Consider the following 23,484-nt stretch of genomic DNA (forward strand, 5'->3'; position numbering starts at 1 on the left):
AATGAACTATCGGCGGTTGTCGCGATCAATCATTCACCAAGCAGCCCGCTTCACTGCACTTCGTTGACGTAGCGATGATTGGCGGTCGTGGCGCGATGCGAGGATATGAGAACCGGAACCGCGAGCTGGTCGTAGGCAATCTCGTCAATCGTCAGCACGGCGAAAGGCTGCGGCAGATCAAGCCAACGTGCATCCTGTTCCGTGGCCAAGTCCGCGCCGATCTGTTCGCGTATGGCTGAAATGCGGATGTTGTAGTTGTCCAGCAGGTGGAGATAGAAAAGCGGCGGGATATCCTCCGGCCTATTGGGGAAGTCAGGCACGCGTGCCAGCGGTAGCGTCAGCGTTTCATGCATGATCGGCCGTTCGTCGACGCTGCGCACGCGGTGGAATGTCACGACCTCAGCACCCTCATCTATCTGTAGCTTTCGCGCGTCCTGCGCCGAAGCCGTCCCGCGCGCGATCTCGGTGACCCGAGTAATAGATTGTCGCAGCGAGCCGTCGAGACCATGCAGCCGGAAGTACTGGAAAAACAAGCGCAGGCTGTGTTGCGGCTGTCGGCCGGTGACGATCGTGCCGGTCTTGCGACGCCGGCTGAGCAGTCCGTCATTGGTGAGATCCATCAATGCGCGTCGGATAGTCCCAACGGCGACCCCATAGGTTTGCGACAGCGCCACTTCGCTCGGCAGGACAGAGCCCGGAGCGAGTTTTCCAAGCATGATCGCTTCCGTGATCTGGCGCTTGACGACCTCATAGAGCGGGACGGATAACTCGCTCAATCGCGGCGCATCTGCTGAAATAATGGGCGATTCCGGCAATTATTTTGCCTCTTCTTTGGAGTTGACTCATGGAATGGATGTAAGCAGTATTACTATATAGTTTATATGAAAGCGCAAGCTCACAAGCCGGCGCATGCATGCCAAGGACCGTACCATGTCTGAGCCGAATTCCGTCCCGCATCAAGACGCTTTCACGTCGGCCATGGCAGTGATCGAGCGCGATGTCGAGACGGCGGTGCGGGATTTGGCGCGGATGGTGGCTGTCGATACGTCCTTTCCACCCGGCCTTGGCTATGACGCCTTTGCGGACCTGATGACCGAACTGGCGGCGCCGCTTGGGTTCCATTTCGAGCGGGTGACCGTTCCTCGCGATCTCTGGTATGTCGCTGGCGGCCCGGCCTCTGGTGAACGCACCAATCTCATCGCCAGCCGCGAGACCAGCCGTCCGGTGTGTGGTCTCTACTACCATGTCGATACCGTTCCGGTGGCTCCGGGCTGGTCACGCGATCCGCTGGCGCTGACGGTCGAGGGCGATGACCTCTACGGCCTTGGCGCCGCCGACATGAAGGGCACGATCGCCGCGACGCTTCTGGCCCTGCGCGCAGCCAAGGAAGCCGGAACCTCGCTTGCCTACGACCCGATGATGCTTCTGTGCACCGACGAAGAGGGGGGGCTTTATCCCGGCATTCGCTATCTGGCGGAGCAGGGCATGCTCAAGGGCCATATTCTCAACTTCAACGGGTCCGCCGCGCCTCGCCTGTGGGCCGGGTGCTTCGGCATCTTCAATCTGCAGGTGACGATCACCGGTCACGCCGTGCATGCGGGCGAGGGCAACCGCACCGGCTCCGGCGTCAACGCGATCGAAGGCGCGCTGCCGGTTCTAAACGCACTGGCGGCCCTGAAACCCATCGTGGCCGCCCGCGCGTCGAAGCTGGCGCCTCCGCCACATGCCAGCGGGCCGCTGCGGCCACAGCTGACGATATCCGCGGTCAATGGCGGAACGGCCGGTGGTCAGGTTCCCGCCGAGATCAAGATCCTCGTCAGCCGCCGCTATGCGCCGGAAGAGAGCTATGAGCAGGCGAGGGCGGAGGTCGAGGCTGCGATCCGAGACTGCGTCGCGGGAACCCAACTCGGGCTCGCCATCGACCTCGTGGGCCACCTTATCCCGACCGATGATCCCGATGGTCCGCATTGGCCCCGTTGGCAACGGGCACTGTCGCTCGGCTTTGGCTACCAGCCCGAGGATTTTCACAAGTGGGGCGCCGCGAGCTGCTCGGACTTTGGCTACGTCCAGAAGGCGGGTTTCGGCCCCGAAGTGCTCCTCGGCGGGCTGGGTCGTCCGGAAAGCTGCATCCATGGCCCGGAAGAACACACGACGCGACAGGACATCGTCGCGCTTGCCAAGAGTATTCTCGCCTATCTCGCGGCGGACTTCGCCGCCGACGCCATTCCAGAACACCGCATTTAGTTATATCAAAAGAGGGAACTGACACATGTTGGAAATGAAACGCCGCTTCTTCCTGGCGGGGACCGCCGCCATTTTCGCCGCGCCGGCGTTAGGCCTGGCGCAATCGGCAACGCCTTCCAGAGGCGGCACGCTGCGTATTTCCATCGATCAGGCGGCGAGCGTCATCCATCCGCTGCTGACGCGCGTCAACCCAGAATACATGGTCACCGAGTTGCTCTACAGCAACCTGACGCGCCTCAAGGTCGACATGTCGATCGAGCCGGATCTCGCCGAGAGCTGGAGCCCCAACGATGCCCTGACAGAATGGACCTTCAAGCTGCGCAAGGGCGTTACCTTCCACGACGGCTCCGCCTTCACGGCAAATGATGTTGTCGCCACCTTCAAGGCCATCCTCGATCCGGCAACGGCTTCTCCCGGCCGCAACAATGTCGGCCCGATCGCCGATATCGTCGCCGTCGACGATGCGACCGTGCTGTTCAAGCTCTCTGGCGCCTATGCCGACTTGCCTGTCGCCATGGCCTATACCAATGCGCGCATCATCCCGGCCTCGATCGCCACCGGCGACCTGAAGAGCCTGTCCACCAAGGCCGTCGGCACCGGTCCGTTCAAGCTCGTGTCCTACGAGCCGGACCGCCTGATCGTCGTCGAACGCAACGAGAAGTACCACGATCCGGCTCGTCCCTATGTCGATCGTGTCGAAGTTCAGGTCTTCCCCGACAATTCGGCCGAAACCTCGGCCCTGATCGCCGGCGATATCGATGTCATCTCGACGATCCAGCCGACCGAGTTCCTGCGCATCGACGGGACCGATGGTCTTGTCGGCCTGCGTACGCCGTCCGGCCAGTTCTGCAACATCAACTTCGGCTGCGACACGGCGCCGTTCAACGACGCCCGCGTTCGCCGCGCGATCGCGCTGACGGTCGATCGCGAAGCGATGGTCGGTTTCGTGACCGAAGGCTTCGGCACCGAAGGCAACGACACGCCGCTTAATGCTTCCTACCGCTTCTTCAAGGACGTGGCGAAGCGCGAGAAGAACATCGAGGAAGCCAAGAAGCTGCTTGCTGAAGCGGGTTTCCCGAACGGCCTCGAAGCAACCCTCATCGCGTCGGATCGCCCGGCGGTTCGCACGCAGCTCGCCGTTGCGCTGAAGGAAATGGCGAAGGACGCTGGCGTCACCATCAACGTGCAGACCATGCCGCACGCGACCTACCTCGAACAGGTCTGGAAGAAGGGCAGCTTCTACGTCGGCTTCTACAACATGCAGCCCACGCCCGACGGCATCTTCAAGCTTCTCTATACGTCGGACGCCTCGTGGAACGAGACGCGCTGGAACAACAAAGCATTCGACGCGCTAATCTCCGAGGCGCGCGGCACGATCGACGAGGCCAAGCGCACCGAACTCTATACCAAGGCGCAGGAAATCATGAACGAGGATGTTCCCTCGATCATCCCGTCCTTCTTCGACGTTCTGGCCGCAAAGCGCAGCTGGGTCGAAGGGTTCGAAGCGCATCCCCGCGCATCGGTTTTCCGCCTCGACTACGCTTCGCTCACCGAAAAGGCGCCGAAGCGCGGCTGATGACGTCAACTTCGCCGGACGCCTGAATCGGGCGTCCGGCCCTTTTGACCAAGGAACACGCACCTGTCTCCGAACTACATAGCCAAGCGGCTGGTGATGATCGTCTACACGCTTCTCGTCGTGTCGCTCATCGTCTTCGCCATCACCCAGATCCTGCCCGCCGACGCCGCCGTCATGATGCTGGGCGAAAACGCCACCAAGGATGCGCTTGATGCGCTGCGCCAGAGCATGGGTCTCGACCAGCCGATCTGGCAGCAATATGCGACGTGGCTCGGCCATGTGCTGCAAGGTGATCTTGGCACATCGCTGCGTACCGGCCAGCCCGTCGGCCCGGTCATGTTCGAGGCCCTCGGGCGCTCGCTGCTGCTCGCCTTCCTGTCTATCGGTCTGATGCTGATCCTCGCCATTCCGCTCGGCATCATTGCCGCCATCCGGCGCGGCAAGGTCGCCGACATGGTCGTCAGCCTGATCTCCTATGCAGGCGTGGCATTGCCTGAATTCGTCACCGCAACGCTGGCAGTCCTAATCTTCGCCGACTGGATGAAGTGGCTTCCGCCGACGGGCTATGTCCCGCTGACGGATGATTTTGTCGATGGCATCTCGCATCTCGTCCTGCCGGTCTGCGTCATCTCGATCATCCTAATTGCCCACGTTTCGCGCATGGTGCGCTCCGAACTCGTCGATGTGCTGCACACGGATTATATCCGCGCGGCAAGGCTGAAAGGCATGTCGCGCGGCCATGTGCTTCGCCGTCACGCACTGCGCAATGCGCTTCTGCCGACGATCACCATCGTCGCGCTTGATGTCGGTTATCTTCTCGGCGGCGTCATCGTCGTCGAGGAAATCTTTGCCATTCCCGGCATCGGCCGCCAGCTGATCGTCGCCATCCAGGCGCGCGACCTGCCCGCCATCCAGGCCGGCGTGCTGATCATGGCCGCCACCTATTCGATCGTCAATTTCATCGCCGACATCCTCTATGCATGGCTCGACAAGAGGATCCAGTATGACTGAGTTCATGAAACGCCTGCTAAGGACGCCACAGGGCGCCATCGGCACCTTCCTCGTCGTGTTGGTCCTCGCCATCGTCGTGTTCGGCCCAATGATCGCACCCTACGACCCGGAAAAGCTGTCGCCGCTTGCCCGCTACAAGGGACCGAGCGCCGCCTACTGGCTCGGCACCGACCAGTATGGTCGCGACATCTTCAGCCGTCTGCTGATCGGCGCGCGTGCCACCGTCGTCATGGCTGTTTTCGCCACCATCGTGGGCACCTTGATCGGCGCCCTAATTGGCACCGCCTCCGCCTTCCTCGGCGGCCGAGCCGACGAATTCATCATGCGCACCATCGATGCCGTCATGTCGATCCCAAGCCTGCTTTTCGCGCTCCTCGTGGTCAATCTTCTCGGCTCTAGCACGGTCAATGCGCTTGTCGCAGTCGCCATCGCATTTGCCCCAGGCATGGCCCGCATCACCCGAAGCGTGGCGCTGTCGGTGCGCAAGCAGGACTATGTGAATGCGGCAATCGCCCGTGGCGAAAGCTCCGCCTACATCATCCGCCGCGAAATGCTGCCGAACGTCATTGCCCCGATCATCGTCGAGATGACCATCCGCGTGTCGTTTGCCGTGATGCTGTTCGCCACCTTGAGCTTCCTCGGTCTCGGTGCCCAGCCGCCGGCCGCCGAATGGGGCCTGATGGTCTCGGAAGCCCGTCGCTACATGCATCTTTCCGCCGGCATCCTGATCTGGCCGAGCGTGGCGATCGCGATCGTCGCCGTCGGCTTCAACCTTCTGGGCGACGGTCTCCGCGATGCCCTCAATCCGCGGACCTGAGGTGACACCCATGACCAATACCGCAAACAAGCCGGTCCTCGCGATCGAGAACTACTCGCTGGATTACGAGACCGCCAACGGCCCTTATCACGCGCTGAAAAACATCGATCTCGCCATCAACCGCGGCGAGATCCTCGGCCTCGTCGGTGAAAGCGGCTCGGGCAAAACCTCGCTTGCCTGGTCGATCATGCGCTACCTGCCGAAGAACGCCCGCGAACCTGGCGAGAAAATCTTGCTTGGCGGCGACAATCTTGTCGACAAGTCGGAGCGCGAGATGGAAGCCATTCGGGGCCGGCGCATCAGCATGGTGTTCCAGGACCCGAGCACCTCGCTCAACCCGACCTTGTCGCTCGGCACCCAGCTGGCGGAAGTTCTCGTCCGTCATCGGGGCCTGACCCGGAGCCAGGCGTGGAAAGAAGGCGAGGAACGGCTCGCCCATGTGGGGCTGAAGACGCCGGCGCGGATGATGCACCGCATGCCGCATGAAGTTTCCGGCGGCGAAAAGCAGCGCGTCGTTATAGCGTCGGCCTTTGCCTGCAACCCGGAATGCATCATTTTCGACGAGCCGACCACGGCGCTCGACGTGATCACCTCGCGCCAGATCCTCGATCTCTTCGTCGAACTGCAGGCCGAAACCGGCGTTGCCTCGCTCTATATCTCGCACGACCTGGCGCTGGTCGCCCGTACCGCAAGCCGTGTCGCCGTCATCAGGCGCGGCGATATCGTCGAACAGGGCAATGTCCGCGACATCTTCACCAACCCGCAGCAGGATTATACCCGCGAACTGATCGCGGCCGTTCCCAATCCCGCCCATCGGCTGGTCAAGGGAGACGTGGTCGTGGCCGACACGCCGCTGGTCAAGGTCGAGAATGTCAGCGTGCATTTCGGCCGCAAGCCTTTCCTCGCCGCACTGACCGGCAAGAAAATGGAACGGGTGACCGGCAACAATGCGATCAGCCTCAGCGTCAATCCGGGCGAAATCCTCGGCATCGTTGGCGAGAGCGGCTCGGGCAAGTCGACGCTTGCCAAGGCGATGACCGGTCTCAACCGGTTCGAGGGGAAGATCTGGTTCGACGGCCGCGAGATCAAAGGCCTCGGCGACATGGACAATGCCTATCGCAAGGACGTGCAGATCATCTTCCAGCATCCGGATGCCTCGCTCAATCCGCGCCAGAAGATTTCCGAAATCCTCTCGCGCCCGCTGAAACTGTTTGGCGACGGCACCGATCTGGACAAGCGGATCGGCGACATGCTGGAACAGGTGCGCCTGCCGCGCACCCATGCCAACCGTTATCCGCACCAGCTGTCCGGCGGCGAAAAGCAGCGCGTGGCGATCGCGCGCGCCTTCGCATCGAAGCCGAAGCTCGTCATCTGCGACGAGATCACTTCGGCACTCGACGTGTCGGTCCAAGCCTCCGTCGTCGAGCTTCTGCTCGATCTGCAGAAGGCTAGCGGCACGGCCTATCTGTTCATCACCCACGATCTCAACCTGATCCGCCAGATCGCCCACCGGATCGCCGTGATGTATCGCGGTGACCTGATCGAGGTAGTGAGGGCCGACGAGATCGATAGCCCAAACCGGACGGACTACACGCGCCGCCTGATCGAGGCGGTGCCGCGCGCCGCCGCACAATACCAGTGATACCGCATCAAGGAGCATGACAATGGACCCGAAGTCCCTGTTGGACCGGATCGACGAAAAGGCCTGCCTCGATTTCCTGTCGAAGATGGTCCAGCACAAGAGCCACTCGGAAACCGAAGGCGAGAAGGATCTCGCCCGCTGGATGGCGAAAGAGCTTGAGAAGATCGGTTTCCACGCCGAACTCCAGCCGTTCGACGAAGGCCGCCGCTTCAACACGATCGGCCGATTGAAGGGAACTGGCGGGGGCAAGAGCCTGCTGTTCAACGGCCATCTCGATACGAACCCGGTGACCGAAGGCTGGACGGTAGATCCCTATGCCGGCCTTGTAGACGAAAAGTTCATCTACGGCATCGGCGTCTCCAACATGAAGGCCGGCGACGCCGCCTATTTCTGCGCGGTGAGGACGCTGCTCGATGCCGGCGTGAAGCTGAAGGGCGACGTGACGCTCACCTTCGTGGTCGGCGAGTTGCAGGGCGGCGTCGGCACGCTAGCGGCGATCCACAGCGGCGTGAAGGCCGATTACTTCATCAACAGCGAGCCAAGCGACCTTGTTGCCGTCACCATGCACGCGGCAGCGCTCAGCTACGTCATCGAACTGACCGGCGACACGCGCCATCTGTCCAAGCGCGAAGAATCCGTCGATGCTATCGCAGCCGCTTGCGACATCATCCCGCGCATCAATGCCATGATTTTCAGCGGCGCAAAAAGCGACGTGCATCGTTCGATCAATCGTGGCCATGTCGGCGTCGTCCATGGCGCGCTCGGCCGCGATCTGGAAGAGTGGCGTCCGCCACAGGTGGCCGATTTCGTCCGCCTCAAGGGCTCCTGCCGCTATGCTCCCGGCCAGACGCAGGAAGGCGTGCTTGCCGACCTCGAGCGCGAACTGCGCGCGCTCGAAGAGCGCTTCCCGGGCCTCAAAGCCAAGCTGGTCCCCGAGATGATCGAAGGCCGTCCGCTGATGCCGCCCTTCGAGGTTTCTCCGGACAGCCGTATCGTGAAGTCGATCAACGCCGCCTATGAAGCCGTCCGAGGCGAAAAGCAGCCTACCGGCGCGATTACGCCAACCCGCTTCTATGGCACCGATGCCGGTCATCTCCATCACGAGCTCGGAATGGAAGGCATCGTCTGCGGTCCCGGCGGCCGCTACAACACCATGCCCGACGAGCGCGTCGACATCATCGACTTCCTCGACATGATCCGCGTCTACATGCTGACCATCGTCGATATCTGCGAGGTGGCATAACATGTTCTCCCGGGCGGAATATGATCGCCGTATCGCTCTCGCCCGAGATGCCATGGCGTCTTCGAGCGCTGATCTCTTGCTTGTCGATAGCGGCGAGCTTCTCGCTTGGCTGACGGGCTATACCGTCTCCGAGACCATGTATCGCGCGGCCTTTCTGCCGCGCGAGGGCGATGCGTGGTTTTGCTTGCGCGCGCTGGACGAAGCCCCGTGCCGGCAAACGAGCTGGATCACCGACGTCACCGGCTTTGACGATACGGAGGAAGCGCAGGCGGCGGTTGCCATGAGCATTCGCGCCCACGGTTTCGGCAAGGCGAGGATCGGCCTCGACACCAATTCCTACAGCCTCAGCGCCGCGACCTTCATGCGCCTCTCCCAGTTGCTGCCCGAGGCAACCTTCGTGCCGATGCCGGGCCTGAGCGACAGCCTGCGCTGGGTGAAATCGGCGGAAGAGATCGCGGTTCTCGCGCAAGCATCCAAGATTGCCGACAAGGCCATGGTCGCAATTGCAAGCCAGGCCAAACCCGGCATGACCACCCGTGACGCGGCAGCGATCGCCTCCGGCGTATTCTTGCGAGAGGGCGCCGATACCGGCGAGGTCGGGCCGGTGGTGAAAGCCTCCGGCAGCCATGAATTCCTGCACGGAGTGTTCAAGACCGAGGCGATAGAGGAGGGCGAAGTGCTGCATGTCGAACTGATCCCCCCCGTCGGAAACTATGGCGCGCGGATGATGCGGCCGATCGTGGTCGGCACGCCGTCAGCCGAACTCACGGCTGCTGCCGAAAAGCTGGTCGAATTGCAGGATCGCCAGATTGCCGCGATGAAGCGGGGCGCGATCGCCAGCGATGTCGATGCGATCATGCGCCAGGGCGCGCTCGATGCCGGCCTGCGACCAGTCTATGAAAATGTCACCGCCTACACGCTCGGGCTCTATACCCGCACGCCGCGCACCAGCGATTTTTCCGGTGTCTTCCTGCCGACCTCCAACTGGCCGCTTGAGGAAGGCATGGTCTTCCATCTTTACGCCACGGCGCGGGGTCTCGGATTTAGCGAAACAGTAGTCGTCGGCAAGGACGGCGGAGTTCGGCTGACTAGAGGCCAGCGCCATATTCTATAACGAGGGGGGCGAGAAGCTTCCCTCGCGTCGGATGTTGCCTCGCATGACATCGACCTTCCTTGGTAAATGGCGAATCATAGCGACGGTCACACGGCCGTCGGGAACAGCGCAGTCGTGGTAATCCCCAGCGCCTTCGCGATTCGCGTCACGAGCCGCCTGTCGCCTTCATAACCCGCTTCGACCTTGGCAATTTCCATCTCTGTCAGACCGCAGGTCACGGCAAGCTGCTCAATGCTGTATCCAGCCACGTTCCTTGCCGAGCGCACGGCGTCGCCAAGGTCAATGGTCAATGGCGTTGGAACGTTTGAATCCTCGATATTGCTGTAGGATCGCGACATGTAGCTTCTCCGAATGCGTCAACTTTCCGACACAATTTAGGTGGTGCGCTAACAATTGCAATGCCACCGAATTCACTAATCGTTAAACCGAACAGTTAGCCCGGCAGCGAAGCCCAAAGCCTGTCAGGCTACAGGCTTCCGCGAATTCCGGCGCGGGCGCCGTCGGCTCGCTGAAGAACGAGGCACCCCTCGCCAAAAATGTCGCGCCGTCTTTGGTGGCAAACCTTATGGGCGTGCTCCTGATTGGCCCAATCGCATTCTGAAATGCCGATCGCTCGGTTGATAAGCGAGGTGTGGCAAATTGCAGGGGAGCAGGCCTAAGCAAAAAGCACCGTTTATCGATCCTGACCATTCGGCCCAAGTCGAAAGCGGACGCCTACACCGCCGCAAACCATCTCGCCTTCGTTTTCGAAGATGACATCTGCAGCTTCAAAAGTCAGCTTCAGAAGTCGGAGGTTGCTCTGTCGCATTTCGCCGCCCTTTTCGAACGCGCGGATCGACACAGCGCTGATTGATGTTCGCTTGGCGAGTTCACTCTGGGTCCAATCCAGCAGCGCTCTAGCGGCACGACACTGAGAAGGTTTGATCATAAACTTTTGTTTTTCGAAACTTTGAAGTTGAAAGAATAAGTATTCGATGTTATCAAGCTTCAGTTTATCGTTTGCGAAGCATTGTGACAACTACGGTCATGTGCGGCGAGGGAAGTCTATGGAACTGCGCCAACTATCCCTTTTCCGAGCCGTCGCCGAGGAACTCCACTTCGGTCGTGCCGCGATCAAGATGAACATCGCCCAGCCAGCGCTCAGCAATCATGTCATGGCGCTGGAGCGGGAGCTCGGTTGTCCCTTGTTCATTCGCTCCACGCGTCGGGTCGAGCTGACGAGGGCAGGGGAGACCTTCTATGACCGCGCCGTCCGAATTCTCAGCGAGATGGAGCTGACGACCGAGCTGACACGGGCCGCGGGTGGAAGTCGCATCCGCCAGATCAAGATTGGTACCGTCTATCCGGCCACCATGGGCATGCTGCCCCTGTTCCTTGGCAAGATCGCCCGTAAGTTTCCCGACGTCCGCATCCACATTGCCTCAGGCAACACTGGAGACATTATACGCGGGCTTGAGACCGGGCAGCTCAACCTCGGATTCATCAGGCCGGTCGAGAACATTGGATCACTGCGCTTCTTCTCGGTTGCTCATGAACGCTATCTGCTGGCGGTTTCGGAGAGCAATCCTCTGGCTTCGCTCAACGAGATTTCGATCGAGGACCTTCGCGATCAGAAGATCATTGCCTTCAACCGGCAGAACCTCTCCTACACCGAACGGTATTTCAACGGGAAGTTCGAGGAATACGATCTGACCAAGAACGTCGCCTATAGCTGTGATGACACCTATTCGCTGGTCTCTCTCGTCTCCGCCGGTCTTGGCATCGGCTTCGCACCGGAATGGACGACCGATATCCCGAACCGCAGCTTCGTGCTCAAGAAGGTGAGGGGGATCGACTTCAAGATCGGGCTTGGCATTGCCTGGTCGAAGGAAGATCCGACAGCGTCACGCGATGATATCGTCGAGATCGCGAAGTCGATGGTGCGCCGAGGATAATCAGTCACGCCTAGCGTTGCTCTCGCCTGTCACCGCCATTTCGAGGTCAGCATCACCGCGTCCTGCCCCGGCTTTGCTCCTGCCGGCTCGCGCCGGCCGCAACGGCCTTGCCGTCCTGCTCTTCGTTTCGGCCCTACGGGTGCCAGCCGCCGCTCAGTGGTGTTCATGCCGCGAACTATGGCGTCGATCAGGCAATGCTGCCGTGGGATGTGTTCAATGGCATCTTCGCAGGCGTAGGTGGACCATTCGCGATCAAGCAAAGGCTTGCCGAACAAGAGGTCGCGCAAGGAACGACGTCAGGAGCGAAACCTCCTCTGTCGCCCACGCTACAACAAGCAATTAGTCTTTTCTCCAAATCCTCAGGGGTCCTGACCATTGGATCAACGGTTTTCGCTGACGTCCCGAACCGGGGAAATGCTGCGATTTTTACGGGTGCATCCGATGCGCAGATTAATCAGTTCTTCCTTGAACTTACCGGGGCATCAATCATGCCAGCGCCAAGGATAATACCAGGAAAGGGTACTCTCTACGTCGTCAGCACGCCAGAAGGCAGTTTTAATTTGAGAGATTTCTCATCGTCATCTGAACAAAGTGGTCCAGCATGGACGATCGACTTGCCTAAGGGAGCAGTTGGTATGACATACAATCCTGAGATAAAGTTCCTAAAAGGAGGCAATCCATGAGGAATATATATCAAATCGCTGATATTGTTCGAAATGTGTTTGGCCTTTCGGCCTCCGCTCTTTTCAGCGCAATCGACCCTGACGATTTACTCCCCCTGAAAGAGAAAAAGTGGGCTTTCTTCGAAGCGATCAAGCAGTTGCTAGACGCCGGGAAAATCAAGTTCATTGCTCCGGGGGCTGATTGCTACGTATCTCCAGCAAATCCATGTCCTAAATTGACAATACAAGACAGCGAATCGCATTGGAGCGCTACCGCAGAGGAAATCGTAGCCTCGCTTTCCGCTCAGTGGCCCATCCACATAGATGATGAAAACGACCCTGAACTAACAGTCTACTTCTACAGTATCCCGGCGATCATCTGGGTTGGTGACGATGGATCACTAGTGTCGTCGTAAAAGATCGCTCTTCATACCGTATCATTCAGCGATGGGAAAAGCCGCCAAGAAACGGAGCTGGGTTAGGCGAGGCTTGTTTAACGACGTTATCATCACTCGCGTAGGACGCTCGATGTCTGCTGCCGAGTTGACGCAGATGATTGGGCCCGATGCCGCAAAATCCCAACAATATCCGCCACAGAAGCAGGGCGGCGACTACCTCCCAAATATCAGCAACATAGCAATTCTTGAGAGGAAGTAGTTTTGAACATCGACAATGAGGTCATGCCTTGGCTTGACGGATATTCCATCGTTCGCTCGTCGTTTACAGGTGGCGAGTTTGGTGATCTTGAAAGACTTGAGATAGAAGCCGACAGCAAAATGGGAACAATCGAATTGTGGTCGGAAGGGTGGGTGTCATTCGATATATTTAACTTAACCATCGAAGAGCAGACTTTGAATCGGTTGCTGTCGCCCGACGAAGCAGAACTGATTCCGAATATCCTGCGGGAATTCTTCGCTGAAATGATCGTTTCCACTTAGTGCCGGGCAGGGAATAGCTTGCGCTGCCAGCAGGCTCGATGGCGCCAACGGCACAGACGCCTTGGGGCCCCGCCGCCTGTGCGGGGCGCCAGGCCTTTAACTTTCTCGGTGGCAACGCCTCGAAGACTGAACAGAGCGCCTCCGCCAGTGTTCCGGTCGTAACCAGCATCGAGGCTGGTCGTTCGTTACCGTTGCCGCGCAATCGGGAAACCGGCAACCGGGCAACATAACCGGTCGTGGCGTGCAGGTCGCGACGGACTCGGCATAATTTCCGCAGGACCGTAAACTCGCTCAGGGGCCAAACGCTCGATGCACGAGCCATTCGGACATAAGCGGTGCATACCTGTCGGTGCGATCATCAAGGTTGTCGGACATCGCATCTCGGAGAACACGTAGATCTGCGTCAAGCGTACCGAGCGCGATCACTTTGATTTCGCTACCCAGCCGATCTTCTACCAAAGACGCGACCCGCTTTGTAACATAGTCCGACATGACTGCCGAGACGATAATGAAGCGTCTGCTTTTCACTGTCTGCACGACATTGAGTATTGAAGTAGCGATTTCGAGCTCGTCCGCGATGACGGACTGGCAGAGCACGATGATAGGGTATACCGATTGCGGCCTCTCAATCACTTGCTATGCGATGGAGAACGCACGCTCGCCGCTGGGCAAGGCATATTTTCTGGGCACGGTCCAGATGAATGCGACACCGACCAGAAGGTGACTAAAGCGCTCCGCGAGCTTTGCCCCCATTTCCGAGAAGTCAAATCCCGATCCTATGAGATACACGGGCTCATCACGTTTGACGATTTTAGCGATCCGACGCGCCAAACAGTCCACTGCGAAATCGAGTGCAACGTCGAGCTCGGCTCGCGTAGCTTCGACATTGTAGATCGGATCGATCTCTTCAGGTATCTGCATGATAGCCCTCGATTGGGCCTCTAAACTGCTTCAGCGTTTCGAATGCGTCCCAGGCATCAATAGGGGGAGACTCCCAAAAGCCTTCTTCAATTCGTGCGATTGCTACAGCTAGCGTGCCAAAGCCCGTGCCTCCTGGAAAGCTGATTGATAGAATTACGCCGTCGGCCGCATGGTGATACTCATCTTGTCCCTTATTGACGACGCCGCATGAATGACTAGTTGGATCACAATCAAGAGCCGTTGGATCCTCTCAACTGAGCTTCTGATGTCGAGCCGGATTTTTCGGCGCCCATGACCTGATGTGATGGACGGCCTCCGCTCCCGGCATCGCGATATGCCAAGATGTCGCGTGTCGAACTCACATCAGGAGATGCGTCCATGGAGAAGGTTGCGATAATTGGCCTGGATATTGCCAAGCAGGTATTCCAGGTTCACGGGATCAATGAGGCTGGTGCTATCGTGTGCCGTCGTAGGCTTCGCCGAGACGATGTCGTTGCATTCTTCAAGGTATTGCCGCCATGCCTGATTGGGATCGAGGCTTGTGCAACGGGGCACTACTGGGCGCGGGTTCTCACGGCACTGGGGCACCAGGCTCGGTTGATGCCCGCGTCTTATGTTAAGCCGTACGTCAAGTTATGGCGAGGTGAGCATAACTTCACTAATCACGAGGTCGTCGTAATGCGGAGGAGCGCGGCCTGATCGGCGGATTTTCGCCGTTCTTGTCGATGTTCCTCCGCATTATTTCAGAGTGTGTCGAGCCAGGCGAGCACGCTGGCATCGCGCTTCCAGGATGGCTGGCTGCCGGGTGTGGCTGGAACGGCGACCTTTTCCAGGGCTTTCCGCTTCGTTTCCAGATTGGCCCTGGCATAGTGGTTGGTCGTGTCGAGGCTGACATGACCGAGCCAGCTTCGGATGACCGTAATGTCGACGCCGGCCGAGATGAGGTGCACGGCGGTGGCGTGCCGGAAGGCGTGTGGCGTTACGTGCTTGGCACGCAGCGTTGGCATGGTTTCGGCCGCCGCCTTCACGTAGGCGGCGAGCTTGAACCGGACCCCGGAGGCGCTGAGCGGCTCGCCATAGCGGTTGACGAACAGCCGCTGGTCGGGCGCCCGTGGTTGCCGTTCAAGCAGTTTCCGCAGCAACATCACGGTTTCTGGCCAGAGCGGACAGATACGTTCCTTCCGTCCCTTACCGGTCAAACGCACGCAACTCGGGCTTTCGAACCGGATTGCTTCTGGGCAAAGGTCGAGCGCTTCCTGTATTCGTGCGCCGCTGTTGTAGAGGAACGAGAGCAGCGCATGATCCCGCATGCCCTCAATGGTCGAACGATCTGGCTGAGCGAGGATCGCCGTCACTTCCGCCGGATCCAGATAGCTCGGTTCCGACACCGGAGCGCGCTTGATCGGTATGTTGAGGATTTCCACGCATTGCGCGATCGATCCAGGATCCCTTGTGGCCACGAAGTGGAAGAAGCTGCGGATCGCCGCAAGCCGGCAGTTGCGCGTGCCGATCGTACCGCCACGGTCATGTTCGGCGTGACTGAGGAACGCGGCGACCTCGCTGGCGGCCAGATCGGCCAGCGTGATCATAGCCACCTTCTTCCCAGTACGCTGGGCGACGAACCGGAGCAACAACCGCCAGGTATCGCGGTATGATCGGACTGTATGGATGGATGCGTTGCGCTGCTCGACCAGCCATTCGTAGAAGAACGCGCGCAGCAGGGCCGGGAACCGGTCAACCTTGCTCATGGCCGCATCTCCTGCCCCATGCTGAGGCACGGTGCGCCAACTGCCCGGAACCGCTCATTCGCGTAATGCAGCAGCTCCTGCGTGACGGTGATGTAGACCAATGTAGAGTTGATATCCCTATGGCCGAGATAGGTCGCGAGGAACGGCAGGCGATCCTGCGGGTTGATGCCCGTCCGGTACCATTCCAGGATTCTGTTCACGACCATCGAGTGGCGCAGGTCATGAACGCGAGGGCCCGCTTTTCCTCGCAATGGCTTCAACCCAGCGCGACGTATGACGTCAGAGAGCAACCACGTGATCATTTCCGGCGTGTAGTGACCGTCGCCTCGCTCGTGCCAGAACAAGCCGGAGCGCGCGTCCTGTGATCCACCGGCACGACGCCGTGCATCGACGTAGGCGCGAAGCTCGACTACAACGCTGTCGGGAAGCGGCAGTATCCGAGTCTTGAAGAACTTGGTCTGCCGGACGGTTACCGTACCGTCCCGCAGGTCAACGTCACCAAGATCGAGCCGGGCAAGCTCGCCGCGCCGCAAGCCTGCGCAATAGGCCAGCAGCAGCATTGTGTACATGCTCAGCGGCCGAAGCGGCACCCGTGGAGACGGATAGGTGCGGGCAACCTCGAGCATCCGCCGCACGTCGGCAGGCGAGTAGATATGAGCCTTTCGCCATTGCCTGGCCGCCTCCTTCCTCGGTCTCGGGTCCGGTCGCCGCACAGGTATCGACGGGTCGCGGTGACGAAGGATTTTCGCAAAGACGCGTTTGAGCTTTTCGCATTCCTCCACTTGGTGACGCGTGACATTCGTTGCCGCCCATCGATCAACCATGGCGCTCAGCGGTTCGGCCTCCGGTCCCGGATGCAGCTGCAGGAACCGGTCGAACCGCAAGAGCAACAGGGGCTGCGAAGTGTATTTGTATCCTCTGCGCCGCATCATCGCGACATGCTCAGCCATCATTTCGCCCAGCACGCTGCCGAACGGCCTGGGCTGGCGCAGTTCGGCGAGAGCCTGTTCCGGATCCCGCGACGCCAATGCCCGCCAGATGGGCATGCACTGCTTGATATTGCACGCATCTCGCAGAGCGGTGACGGGATTGCGTTCGATCGCGCCGATTTCCACCAGGCGTTCGAGGAACCGGTCAATGATGCGGGTGCGGTGTAGCCGCGTCGTCGCTGCCCAGCATTCGGCCGATTTACGCAGCCACGCAATCAGCACTTCCTGACCGAGTGCATCGTAACGTTCGGCCACATCCTGGAAGCCATGCAGGACCTGCCGATAACAGGCTCGGCTTTTCATGCTGTGCAGATCAAGGATCGCGACATGGCGGTCAATGATCGCGCGGTCGGGATCGGGCCAGCGGGCGGTCATGCCAGCACCTCCATTCCCGGCACGTCAAGCGCAATGGCCCTGAGGTCCTCGGTGGCGAGCTTGAGGTAGGGAGCCGTCGATCCCGTCGAACGGTGCCCCAGCACGTCGCCGATGACCTTTTGAGGCACCGCGACCCGCAACATCTCAACAGCGCGCGCATGGCGGAAGATATGGGGTCCACACTTACCAGGCGGTTGGACACCAGCGTCACGGAGCCACCGGCGAACCACGCTGTAAAGCTTGTCGAGCTTGCGATAGGGCGCGCGCGTGCGGAGGAAGATTTCCCTGGCGTCCGTCACGGGCCGCCCGGAACGCAGATAAGCAAGCAACGCTTCACCGACCGGCTCCATCAGGGGCAGCGATGTGCTGGCCCGCGTCTTGTGGTGGCGAACATGGATGGCTTCCGTCCGCCAGTCGATGTCCTCGATCCGCAGATTGCGGATCTCTCCAGACCGTAGCCCATATGTTGCAAGGAGTTGCAGGATTGCATGGTCCCGCAGCCCCGCTGGCGTCTTGTCCGCCCTCGCGGTTTCCAGCACCGCGGCGATCTGGTCTCGCTCCAGGATTGAGGGCACTCCTTCATATGCATAAAGCGTCGGAGCTATCACATGCCCTGACAGGTCCGTTGTGACGCGACCCGTGATGTGGAGATATCGCAGCAGCGAGCGAAGCCGCTCTGCGACAGACTTCAGCGAGCAGCGCGTCAGTTTCGGCGCGCGCAGATCCATGTAACGGTCTACGTCAACGACGCTCAGCCCCGCCAAGCCGCCGCTTCCGTAATCGATCTGCCAGGCAAGAAAGTTCCGGGCTTCCCACATCAGCGCTGCGACGCTGGAGCGAGCCAACCCGCGTTCCTCACGCAGCCAGATTTCGTATTCGTCACAAACTGCAAATCGGGCCACATCGGCCGCGCAGATAGGCTCGATTGCTGGCGGCCATTGACCGTGAGCAAGTCGCAACAGCGCATGAATTCCGGAGCGCGGAACCTCGTGCCAGCGTGCGCCGGGACGTCGACCACGCTCCTTTTCGAACTTTACGATCGCGTGCCGCAGGTATTGCTCTACCTGCACGTCGATCACGTCTGCGACCAGGATGCCCCGCTGTCCCAGATAATCGAGAAATCCAGATGCGTAGGTGCAGTAATTCCTCACCACGACCGGGCTGTATCGCTGACTGATAAGGGAGGAATTGAGTGCGGCAATTAGTTCGTGACGGATATAGGGCATTGGCGAGTCCTCTGTTGGTCGATTGACCCGCAGAGGTTCGGCACCGAATAATGCAAAGCAAGCCGATCGGAAAACAGCGAAAATCCGCCGATCAGGCCGCGCTCCTCCGCATTACGACGACCTCGTGATTAGTGAAGCGGCAGAAGAATGATGCGACCGACGCCGAAGCGATCTGCGAGGCTGTCACGCGGCCAACTATGCGCTTCGTTCCGGTGAAGAGCGAGGAGCAACAGAGCGTGCTGATGCTTCATCGTGTCCGCGAGCTTTTGATCCGACAACGAACGATGCTTGTGAACGCCTTGCGCGGACACCTGGCAGAGTTCGGCATCATTACGCGGCAGGGCGTTGCCGGTGTCGAAACGCTTATCGCGGTGGTCGAAGCCGGGGATCAAGATGTCATTCCGCCGCTTGCGCGTTCAGCACTTCTCTCGGTGGTAGGGCAGTTACGAGAGGTGCACGAGAAAATCGGCGAGATGGACCGCCAAATTCACACTTGGCATCGCGGGAACGAATTGAGCCGCCGCTTGGAGACGATCCCTGGAATCGGCCCGATTACTGCCAGTGCGATTGCCGCGACAGTTGCAGACGCGTCTCTCTTCAGATCCGGCCGACAATTGGCGGCGTGGATAGGCCTTGTACCACGGCAGAACTCATCGGGTGGCAAAGATCGTCTCGGGAGGATCAGCAAACAAGGTGATCCCTATCTCCGACGTCTTCTCGTCATTGGTGCGCACGCGGTCCTTCGCTTCAGTAAGAAGGGTAAAACGGCACCGACGCGTTGGGCGGCCGATCTTCTGGTGAAGAAGCCTTACAACGTCGTCGCCGTTGCTTTGGCAAACAAGATGGCGCGGATTGTGTGGGCACTGATGGCGACAGGCGGGCGCTTTGAGGGTACCGGCAGGCTCTGACAACCTGAGAGAATGCAGAAATTGGTGAGGTGCTGATGGTGTGATGGCGAACGGTCGAACCGGGATTGGAGAAACCCGATCAGTGGGTGCCGCTTGAAAGCGCGTTGACCTGTCTGGGATCCAATCAGCGGACTACATCAGGGCCAGCGGCATGAATAGGCCGCGATCAAAGGCCGAATACATGCCTGCACCCGACCAATCCGCCAGAAACGCCAAATTGCCCCTTGCCACGCGGAGGCCGTCCATACATGCCACTGAACTTTCATCCAGCGGCAATTAGAGCCTGGGCGGTTTTGAATACGCCAAGTGGCGCGGTGGTAGCAACCGGCGGAAATGCGTAGCTTTCATCTTGCGCAGCGTTGGAGCCGGTTGCGGCGATGGACCCGGCATAGTCTGCCGGGGTCTGGTATCCGAGCGATGAGTGCGGCCGGAAATTATTAAAATCCTCAGCCCATTCAGCAATGGCGCTTCGGGCATGATCGAGGCCAAAGAACAGGCTTTCGTTGAGCAGCTCGTCGCGCATCCGACCATTGAAACTTTCAACATAGCCGTTCTGCATCGGCTTTCCCGGCGCGATGTAGTGCCAGTCGACTTTATGATCCTTCGACCACGCGAGGATGGCGTTCGATGTGAACTCCGTGCCGTTGTCGGAGACGATCATTCCCGGTTTGCCTCGCCGTTCGATCAACGTCGTCAACTCGCGAGCAACACGACGGCCGGAGATTGAGGTGTCCGGGATTGCCGCCAGGCATTCGCGCGTCACATCATCAACGATATTGAGCACGCGAAACCTCCTTCCGCAAGCAAACTGGTCATGCACGAAGTCCAGCGACCAGCGGGCATTGGCCTTCGCTTCGACCAGGATCGGGGCGCGCGTGCCGACAGCACGCCGCCTGGCTTTCCGCTTGCGAACGGAAAGTCCTTCCTCGCGATAGAGCCGGTAGATGCGATTGACGCCAGACGGCTCTCCATCCCGCCGAAGCAGGATGAAAAGGCGTCGATAACCGAAGCGCCGCCGCTCATTGGCGAGGTCACGCAGCTTCTCCCGCAAGTCGACCTCCGGCGGTCGACTTGACCGATAACGGATCGTCTTGCGGTCGGCGGATATGATCTGGCAGGCCCGCCGCTCCGAAAGACCCATGATGGCCTTCAGATGCGTGACGGCTTCACGCTTGGCGGCAGGCCCTACCATTTTTTTGCGAGAAGCTCGCGGAGCGCGGCTGCATCAAGCATCTGTTCAGCCAGCAGCTTCTTCAGCCTGGCGTTCTCGTCCTCAAGCGTCTTCAGCCGCTTCGCCTCGGAGACTTCCATTCCGCCATATTTGGCTTTCCAGTTGTAAAACGTCGCTTCCGAAATTCCGTGCTTGCGGCAGAGGTCGGCTGCCTTCGCACCAGCCTCCTGCTCCTTCAGCACCGCAATAATCTGCTCTTCCGTAAATCTCTGCTTCTTCATTCGTCCGTCCTTTAATAGGCCGGACTCTCTTATGTTCATTTGCAAGCTCGTTAGGCGCGTTTTTTCTTTCGCCTTTGACGAGGAGGTCATGCGTAAAGCTGATGCACAAAGCAGGAGACAGGGCATTTAGACGACGGCTGGCATACTCTTATACGCGGGTTGGGTACCGCATTTCCGTGTGTTCGTCTGGGGCTGCCTCTGTCTAATCTCGGGCATGGATGTATCCGCCACATAGAGTCCGCGAGGGTTCCCCACCGGAGCCCTGCCTCCAACTTTGCACATCAGACAGATGATTGAGTTTCTCGATAATTTTCCGCCGACGGTCGGCGCTTTAAACCTTTGTTGCAGGAGCGACCTCCTGCCCAATCGCCCACAGGAACGCGGCCATTTCTCGCGCAATGGCGGTGACCGCGACGACCTTCGGCTTGCCTGCCGCGATTAGTTTTCGATAGCGCGCGCAAAGCCGTATTTGGCCTTTCCAGGCAATCTCGCGAACTGTCCTTGGCAGTCCCTCCAGCCGTGCCTGGATCGTCGGGCTTACCCGTGCAGGGAAGCGATATGTCCAAGCCCCTTCAATGAGAACTCTTCGAGCCCTTGTGTTACCCGCCTTGGTAATCCCACCACGCTTGACCCGTTCGCCCGTCGAGCTCTCCGACGGCACGAGGCCAAGATATGCCATCAACTGACGGGGATTATCAAAGCGCCTGACGTCGCCGATTTCGACGACAAAGGTGACCGCCGTCATGAACGCGACGCCGCGCATCGCTTGATAGGCGGCCACAACCGGCGCCATCGACCAGGAAGCTGCGGTCTCCGCCACCAACTTCGTTAGCCTGTCCAGACGCACGCCGGCATCCTCGATGGCCTGGCAATATTCTGCCAACAGGATTTGGTGGGCGGGGTGATCAAATCCCTGGCACGCCAGCCACCGTACATGGGCGCGCGTCCATGGCTTGCGTCCGGTATAGATGCGGCCGTGACGCAACAAGAAAGATTGAAGTTGCTGACGCGCCTGTTTCAGCGCGTCGTTGGCAGCTTCGCGGGCTCGTACCAGGTCGCGGATCGCCTCATGACCTTCGTCCGGAACCCAGACCGAGGTCAGTTCGCCCGCCCGGTGCAGCCGCGCCAGGCTTACGGCATCCCGGCGGTTTGTCTTCACCCGGTCGCCCGCACGCCTGGGCACGAGCGATGGTGCCACCACCACGCAGTCGTGTCCCAGTTCGATAATCTGACGGTAAAGGCCGTAACCGGTCGGACCTGCTTCGTAGCAAAAGTGAAGCTTCCCTCCACGCTTTGAAAGTCTGTTGACCATCGACGTCACAGACGCCGGTTCCGAGGAGATGTCGCCAAAAAACCGCACCTCGCCGTTGCGCGCTCCATCGGCAACCGCAACTGAAATCTTCGACTTGGATGTATCCAGGCCAATGAAGAATACGCTATCTTCTTTCATGGTTCGCCCTCGCTAAGCATGGGGCAAGGCTCCGGCCAATCCAGAGCAACCCCCGAATTCAGCTTACCGCGGGGGCGGGCCACACTCACCCCGCGAACATACGGTCTAATCCAATCTGGAGGAAATTCTCAGTGGCATGTATGGACGGCCTCCGCGTGGCAAGGGGCAATTTGGCGTTTCTGGCGGATTGGTCGGGTGCAGGCATGTATTCGGCCTTTGATCGCGGCCTATTCATGCCGCTGGCCCTGATGTAGTCCGCTGATTGGATCCCAGACAGGTCAACGCGCTTTCAAGCGGCACCCACTGATCGGGTTTCTCCAATCCCGGTTCGACCGTTCGCCATCACACCATCAGCACCTCACCAATTTCTGCATTCTCTCAGGTTGTCAGAGCCTGCCGGTACCCTCAAAGCGCCCGCCTGTCGCCATCAGTGCCCACACAATCCGCGCCATCTTGTTTGCCAAAGCAACGGCGACGACGTTGTAAGGCTTCTTCACCAGAAGATCGGCCGCCCAACGCGTCGGTGCCGTTTTACCCTTCTTACTGAAGCGAAGGACCGCGTGCGCACCAATGACGAGAAGACGTCGGAGATAGGGATCACCTTGTTTGCTGATCCTCCCGAGACGATCTTTGCCACCCGATGAGTTCTGCCGTGGTACAAGGCCTATCCACGCCGCCAATTGTCGGCCGGATCTGAAGAGAGACGCGTCTGCAACTGTCGCGGCAATCGCACTGGCAGTAATCGGGCCGATTCCAGGGATCGTCTCCAAGCGGCGGCTCAATTCGTTCCCGCGATGCCAAGTGTGAATCTGGCGGTCCATCTCGCCGATTTTCTCGTGCACCTCTCGTAACTGCCCTACCACCGAGAGAAGTGCTGAACGCGCAAGCGGCGGAATGACATCTTGATCCCCGGCTTCGACCACCGCGATAAGCGTTTCGACACCGGCAACGCCCTGCCGCGTAATGATGCCGAACTCTGCCAGGTGTCCGCGCAAGGCGTTCACAAGCATCGTTCGTTGTCGGATCAAAAGCTCGCGGACACGATGAAGCATCAGCACGCTCTGTTGCTCCTCGCTCTTCACCGGAACGAAGCGCATAGTTGGCCGCGTGACAGCCTCGCAGATCGCTTCGGCGTCGGTCGCATCATTCTTCTGCCGCTTCACTAATCACGAGGTCGTCGTAATGCGGAGGAGCGCGGCCTGATCGGCGGATTTTCGCCGTTCTTGTCGATGTT

20 protein-coding genes and 3 pseudogenes are annotated in these 23,484 nt (G+C 59.6%); 13 read left to right on the forward strand and 10 right to left on the reverse strand.

Features of this window, described 5'->3' with window-relative positions:
- Nucleotides 1–50 precede the first annotated feature (50 nt).
- The gene (locus ACVTFQ_RS21610) at nucleotides 51–776 is read right to left on the reverse strand and encodes a GntR family transcriptional regulator (protein ID WP_413391080.1); all 726 of its coding nucleotides are present in this window, start codon (nucleotides 774–776) and stop codon (nucleotides 51–53) included.
- Nucleotides 777–930: 154 nt separating this feature from the next.
- Between ACVTFQ_RS21610 and ACVTFQ_RS21615 the strand changes: the two genes are divergently transcribed.
- The 7 genes from ACVTFQ_RS21615 to ACVTFQ_RS21645 all read left to right on the forward strand — a co-directional run bounded on the left by ACVTFQ_RS21615 (nucleotide 931) and on the right by ACVTFQ_RS21645 (nucleotide 9,647).
- Nucleotides 931–2,244, forward strand: coding sequence for a M20 family metallopeptidase (locus tag ACVTFQ_RS21615; RefSeq protein WP_112949742.1), 1,314 nt, complete (start codon nucleotides 931–933; stop codon nucleotides 2,242–2,244).
- A 25-nt stretch (nucleotides 2,245–2,269) separates the two neighbouring features.
- Entirely contained in the window at nucleotides 2,270–3,820 is a 1,551-nt protein-coding gene (locus ACVTFQ_RS21620; RefSeq protein ID WP_112949729.1) for an ABC transporter substrate-binding protein, read from the forward strand.
- A gap of 63 nt (nucleotides 3,821–3,883) precedes the next feature.
- Complete coding sequence (locus ACVTFQ_RS21625; RefSeq protein ID WP_111560509.1) at nucleotides 3,884–4,831, forward strand: ABC transporter permease; 948 nt, start codon at nucleotides 3,884–3,886, stop codon at nucleotides 4,829–4,831.
- Nucleotides 4,824–5,648: an ABC transporter permease gene (locus ACVTFQ_RS21630; protein WP_112949730.1), complete on the forward strand. Its 825-nt coding sequence runs from the start codon at nucleotides 4,824–4,826 to the stop codon at nucleotides 5,646–5,648. The genes ACVTFQ_RS21625 and ACVTFQ_RS21630 overlap by 8 nt, the downstream gene beginning before the upstream one ends.
- 10 nt (nucleotides 5,649–5,658) lie before the next feature.
- On the forward strand, nucleotides 5,659–7,290 hold the full coding sequence (gene nikE / locus ACVTFQ_RS21635) for a nickel ABC transporter ATP-binding protein NikE (RefSeq protein ID WP_112949731.1): 1,632 nt from the start codon (nucleotides 5,659–5,661) through the stop codon (nucleotides 7,288–7,290).
- A 22-nt stretch (nucleotides 7,291–7,312) separates the two neighbouring features.
- Nucleotides 7,313–8,533: a M20 family metallopeptidase gene (locus ACVTFQ_RS21640; RefSeq protein ID WP_112949732.1), complete on the forward strand. Its 1,221-nt coding sequence runs from the start codon at nucleotides 7,313–7,315 to the stop codon at nucleotides 8,531–8,533.
- 1 nt (nucleotide 8,534) lies between these two features.
- A complete protein-coding gene (locus tag ACVTFQ_RS21645; RefSeq protein WP_112949733.1) occupies nucleotides 8,535–9,647 on the forward strand; it encodes a M24 family metallopeptidase in 1,113 nt (370 codons plus the stop codon).
- 86 nt (nucleotides 9,648–9,733) lie between these two features.
- Here ACVTFQ_RS21645 and ACVTFQ_RS21650 read toward each other — a convergent pair whose 3' ends face one another.
- Complete coding sequence (locus ACVTFQ_RS21650) at nucleotides 9,734–9,985, reverse strand: helix-turn-helix domain-containing protein (RefSeq protein ID WP_112949734.1); 252 nt, start codon at nucleotides 9,983–9,985, stop codon at nucleotides 9,734–9,736.
- A gap of 335 nt (nucleotides 9,986–10,320) precedes the next feature.
- A complete protein-coding gene (locus ACVTFQ_RS21655; RefSeq protein ID WP_111560503.1) occupies nucleotides 10,321–10,575 on the reverse strand; it encodes a helix-turn-helix domain-containing protein in 255 nt (84 codons plus the stop codon).
- Between the two features lie 118 nt (nucleotides 10,576–10,693).
- On the opposite strand from ACVTFQ_RS21655, the gene ACVTFQ_RS21660 reads away from it, so the two are divergent.
- The 4 genes from ACVTFQ_RS21660 (at nucleotide 10,694) to ACVTFQ_RS21675 (ending at nucleotide 13,181) form a co-directional block, all read left to right on the forward strand.
- Nucleotides 10,694–11,581 carry a LysR family transcriptional regulator gene (locus tag ACVTFQ_RS21660; RefSeq protein ID WP_112949735.1) on the forward strand — a complete coding sequence of 296 codons (888 nt, stop codon included), beginning with the start codon at nucleotides 10,694–10,696 and terminating at the stop codon, nucleotides 11,579–11,581.
- 194 nt (nucleotides 11,582–11,775) lie between these two features.
- Nucleotides 11,776–12,264, forward strand: a complete 489-nt coding sequence (locus ACVTFQ_RS21665) for a hypothetical protein (RefSeq protein ID WP_413397548.1) — start codon at nucleotides 11,776–11,778, stop codon at nucleotides 12,262–12,264.
- Entirely contained in the window at nucleotides 12,261–12,659 is a 399-nt protein-coding gene (locus ACVTFQ_RS21670) for a hypothetical protein (protein ID WP_112949737.1), read from the forward strand. Before ACVTFQ_RS21665 ends, ACVTFQ_RS21670 begins: the two co-directional genes overlap by 4 nt.
- A 243-nt stretch (nucleotides 12,660–12,902) precedes the next feature.
- A complete protein-coding gene (locus ACVTFQ_RS21675) occupies nucleotides 12,903–13,181 on the forward strand; it encodes a hypothetical protein (RefSeq protein WP_112949738.1) in 279 nt (92 codons plus the stop codon).
- A 636-nt stretch (nucleotides 13,182–13,817) separates the two neighbouring features.
- Here the strand turns inward: ACVTFQ_RS21675 and ACVTFQ_RS21680 are convergent.
- Complete coding sequence (locus ACVTFQ_RS21680) at nucleotides 13,818–14,102, reverse strand: hypothetical protein (protein ID WP_112949740.1); 285 nt, start codon at nucleotides 14,100–14,102, stop codon at nucleotides 13,818–13,820.
- Between the two features lie 378 nt (nucleotides 14,103–14,480).
- Between ACVTFQ_RS21680 and ACVTFQ_RS21685 the strand changes: the two are divergent.
- A pseudogene (locus ACVTFQ_RS21685) lies at nucleotides 14,481–14,735 on the forward strand (IS110 family transposase); the annotation flags it as partial.
- A gap of 110 nt (nucleotides 14,736–14,845) precedes the next feature.
- On the opposite strand, the gene ACVTFQ_RS21690 reads toward ACVTFQ_RS21685, so the two are convergent.
- The 3 genes from ACVTFQ_RS21690 to ACVTFQ_RS21700 are packed head-to-tail and all read right to left on the reverse strand — an operon-like array spanning nucleotide 14,846 to nucleotide 18,440.
- Entirely contained in the window at nucleotides 14,846–15,850 is a 1,005-nt protein-coding gene (locus ACVTFQ_RS21690) for a site-specific integrase (RefSeq protein ID WP_269704331.1), read from the reverse strand.
- Nucleotides 15,847–17,214 (reverse strand): tyrosine-type recombinase/integrase, encoded by a 1,368-nt coding sequence (locus tag ACVTFQ_RS21695; protein WP_269704329.1) that lies wholly within the window; start codon nucleotides 17,212–17,214, stop codon nucleotides 15,847–15,849. Before ACVTFQ_RS21695 ends, ACVTFQ_RS21690 begins: the two co-directional genes overlap by 4 nt.
- Nucleotides 17,211–18,440, reverse strand: coding sequence for a site-specific integrase (locus tag ACVTFQ_RS21700; protein ID WP_269704327.1), 1,230 nt, complete (start codon nucleotides 18,438–18,440; stop codon nucleotides 17,211–17,213). Before ACVTFQ_RS21700 ends, ACVTFQ_RS21695 begins: the two co-directional genes overlap by 4 nt.
- Nucleotides 18,441–18,571: 131 nt before the next feature.
- Here ACVTFQ_RS21700 and ACVTFQ_RS21705 point away from each other — a divergent pair.
- Nucleotides 18,572–19,348, forward strand: a pseudogene (locus ACVTFQ_RS21705) (IS110 family RNA-guided transposase); the annotation flags it as partial.
- A 262-nt stretch (nucleotides 19,349–19,610) separates the two neighbouring features.
- On the opposite strand, the gene ACVTFQ_RS21710 reads toward ACVTFQ_RS21705, so the two are convergent.
- From ACVTFQ_RS21710 to ACVTFQ_RS21720, 3 genes and pseudogenes are all read right to left on the reverse strand, one after another.
- Nucleotides 19,611–20,800 (reverse strand): IS3 family transposase gene (locus ACVTFQ_RS21710; protein ID WP_112989818.1). Its coding sequence is split into 2 segments (ribosomal slippage): nucleotides 19,611–20,548 and nucleotides 20,548–20,800, totalling 1,191 coding nucleotides; the frame shifts between segments, so codons are not numbered across the junction.
- Nucleotides 20,801–21,131: 331 nt separating this feature from the next.
- Nucleotides 21,132–22,250 carry an IS110 family RNA-guided transposase gene (locus ACVTFQ_RS21715; protein WP_112989820.1) on the reverse strand — a complete coding sequence of 373 codons (1,119 nt, stop codon included), beginning with the start codon at nucleotides 22,248–22,250 and terminating at the stop codon, nucleotides 21,132–21,134.
- 386 nt (nucleotides 22,251–22,636) lie between these two features.
- A pseudogene (locus ACVTFQ_RS21720) lies at nucleotides 22,637–23,413 on the reverse strand (IS110 family RNA-guided transposase); the annotation flags it as partial.
- Between the last annotated feature and the right edge of the window lie 71 nt (nucleotides 23,414–23,484).

Source organism: Rhizobium sp. O111 (assembly GCF_055616315.1).

What these genes read in the sequence shown, in the direction of transcription:
- ACVTFQ_RS21660 (WP_112949735.1), top strand. Translation starts at nt 10,694, where the DNA reads ATGGAACTGCGCCAACTATCCCTTTTCCGAGCCGTCGCCGAGGAACTC.
- ACVTFQ_RS21680 (WP_112949740.1), bottom strand. Translation starts at nt 14,102, where the DNA reads ATGCAGATACCTGAAGAGATCGATCCGATCTACAATGTCGAAGCTACG.
- ACVTFQ_RS21615 (WP_112949742.1), top strand. Translation starts at nt 931, where the DNA reads ATGTCTGAGCCGAATTCCGTCCCGCATCAAGACGCTTTCACGTCGGCC.
- ACVTFQ_RS21715 (WP_112989820.1), bottom strand. Translation starts at nt 22,250, where the DNA reads ATGAAAGAAGATAGCGTATTCTTCATTGGCCTGGATACATCCAAGTCG.
- ACVTFQ_RS21630 (WP_112949730.1), top strand. Translation starts at nt 4,824, where the DNA reads ATGACTGAGTTCATGAAACGCCTGCTAAGGACGCCACAGGGCGCCATC.
- nikE (WP_112949731.1), top strand. Translation starts at nt 5,659, where the DNA reads ATGACCAATACCGCAAACAAGCCGGTCCTCGCGATCGAGAACTACTCG.
- ACVTFQ_RS21640 (WP_112949732.1), top strand. Translation starts at nt 7,313, where the DNA reads ATGGACCCGAAGTCCCTGTTGGACCGGATCGACGAAAAGGCCTGCCTC.
- ACVTFQ_RS21650 (WP_112949734.1), bottom strand. Translation starts at nt 9,985, where the DNA reads ATGTCGCGATCCTACAGCAATATCGAGGATTCAAACGTTCCAACGCCA.
- ACVTFQ_RS21690 (WP_269704331.1), bottom strand. Translation starts at nt 15,850, where the DNA reads ATGAGCAAGGTTGACCGGTTCCCGGCCCTGCTGCGCGCGTTCTTCTAC.
- ACVTFQ_RS21695 (WP_269704329.1), bottom strand. Translation starts at nt 17,214, where the DNA reads ATGACCGCCCGCTGGCCCGATCCCGACCGCGCGATCATTGACCGCCAT.
- ACVTFQ_RS21655 (WP_111560503.1), bottom strand. Translation starts at nt 10,575, where the DNA reads ATGATCAAACCTTCTCAGTGTCGTGCCGCTAGAGCGCTGCTGGATTGG.
- ACVTFQ_RS21620 (WP_112949729.1), top strand. Translation starts at nt 2,270, where the DNA reads ATGTTGGAAATGAAACGCCGCTTCTTCCTGGCGGGGACCGCCGCCATT.
- ACVTFQ_RS21645 (WP_112949733.1), top strand. Translation starts at nt 8,535, where the DNA reads ATGTTCTCCCGGGCGGAATATGATCGCCGTATCGCTCTCGCCCGAGAT.
- ACVTFQ_RS21670 (WP_112949737.1), top strand. Translation starts at nt 12,261, where the DNA reads ATGAGGAATATATATCAAATCGCTGATATTGTTCGAAATGTGTTTGGC.
- ACVTFQ_RS21665 (WP_413397548.1), top strand. Translation starts at nt 11,776, where the DNA reads ATGCTGCCGTGGGATGTGTTCAATGGCATCTTCGCAGGCGTAGGTGGA.
- ACVTFQ_RS21700 (WP_269704327.1), bottom strand. Translation starts at nt 18,440, where the DNA reads ATGCCCTATATCCGTCACGAACTAATTGCCGCACTCAATTCCTCCCTT.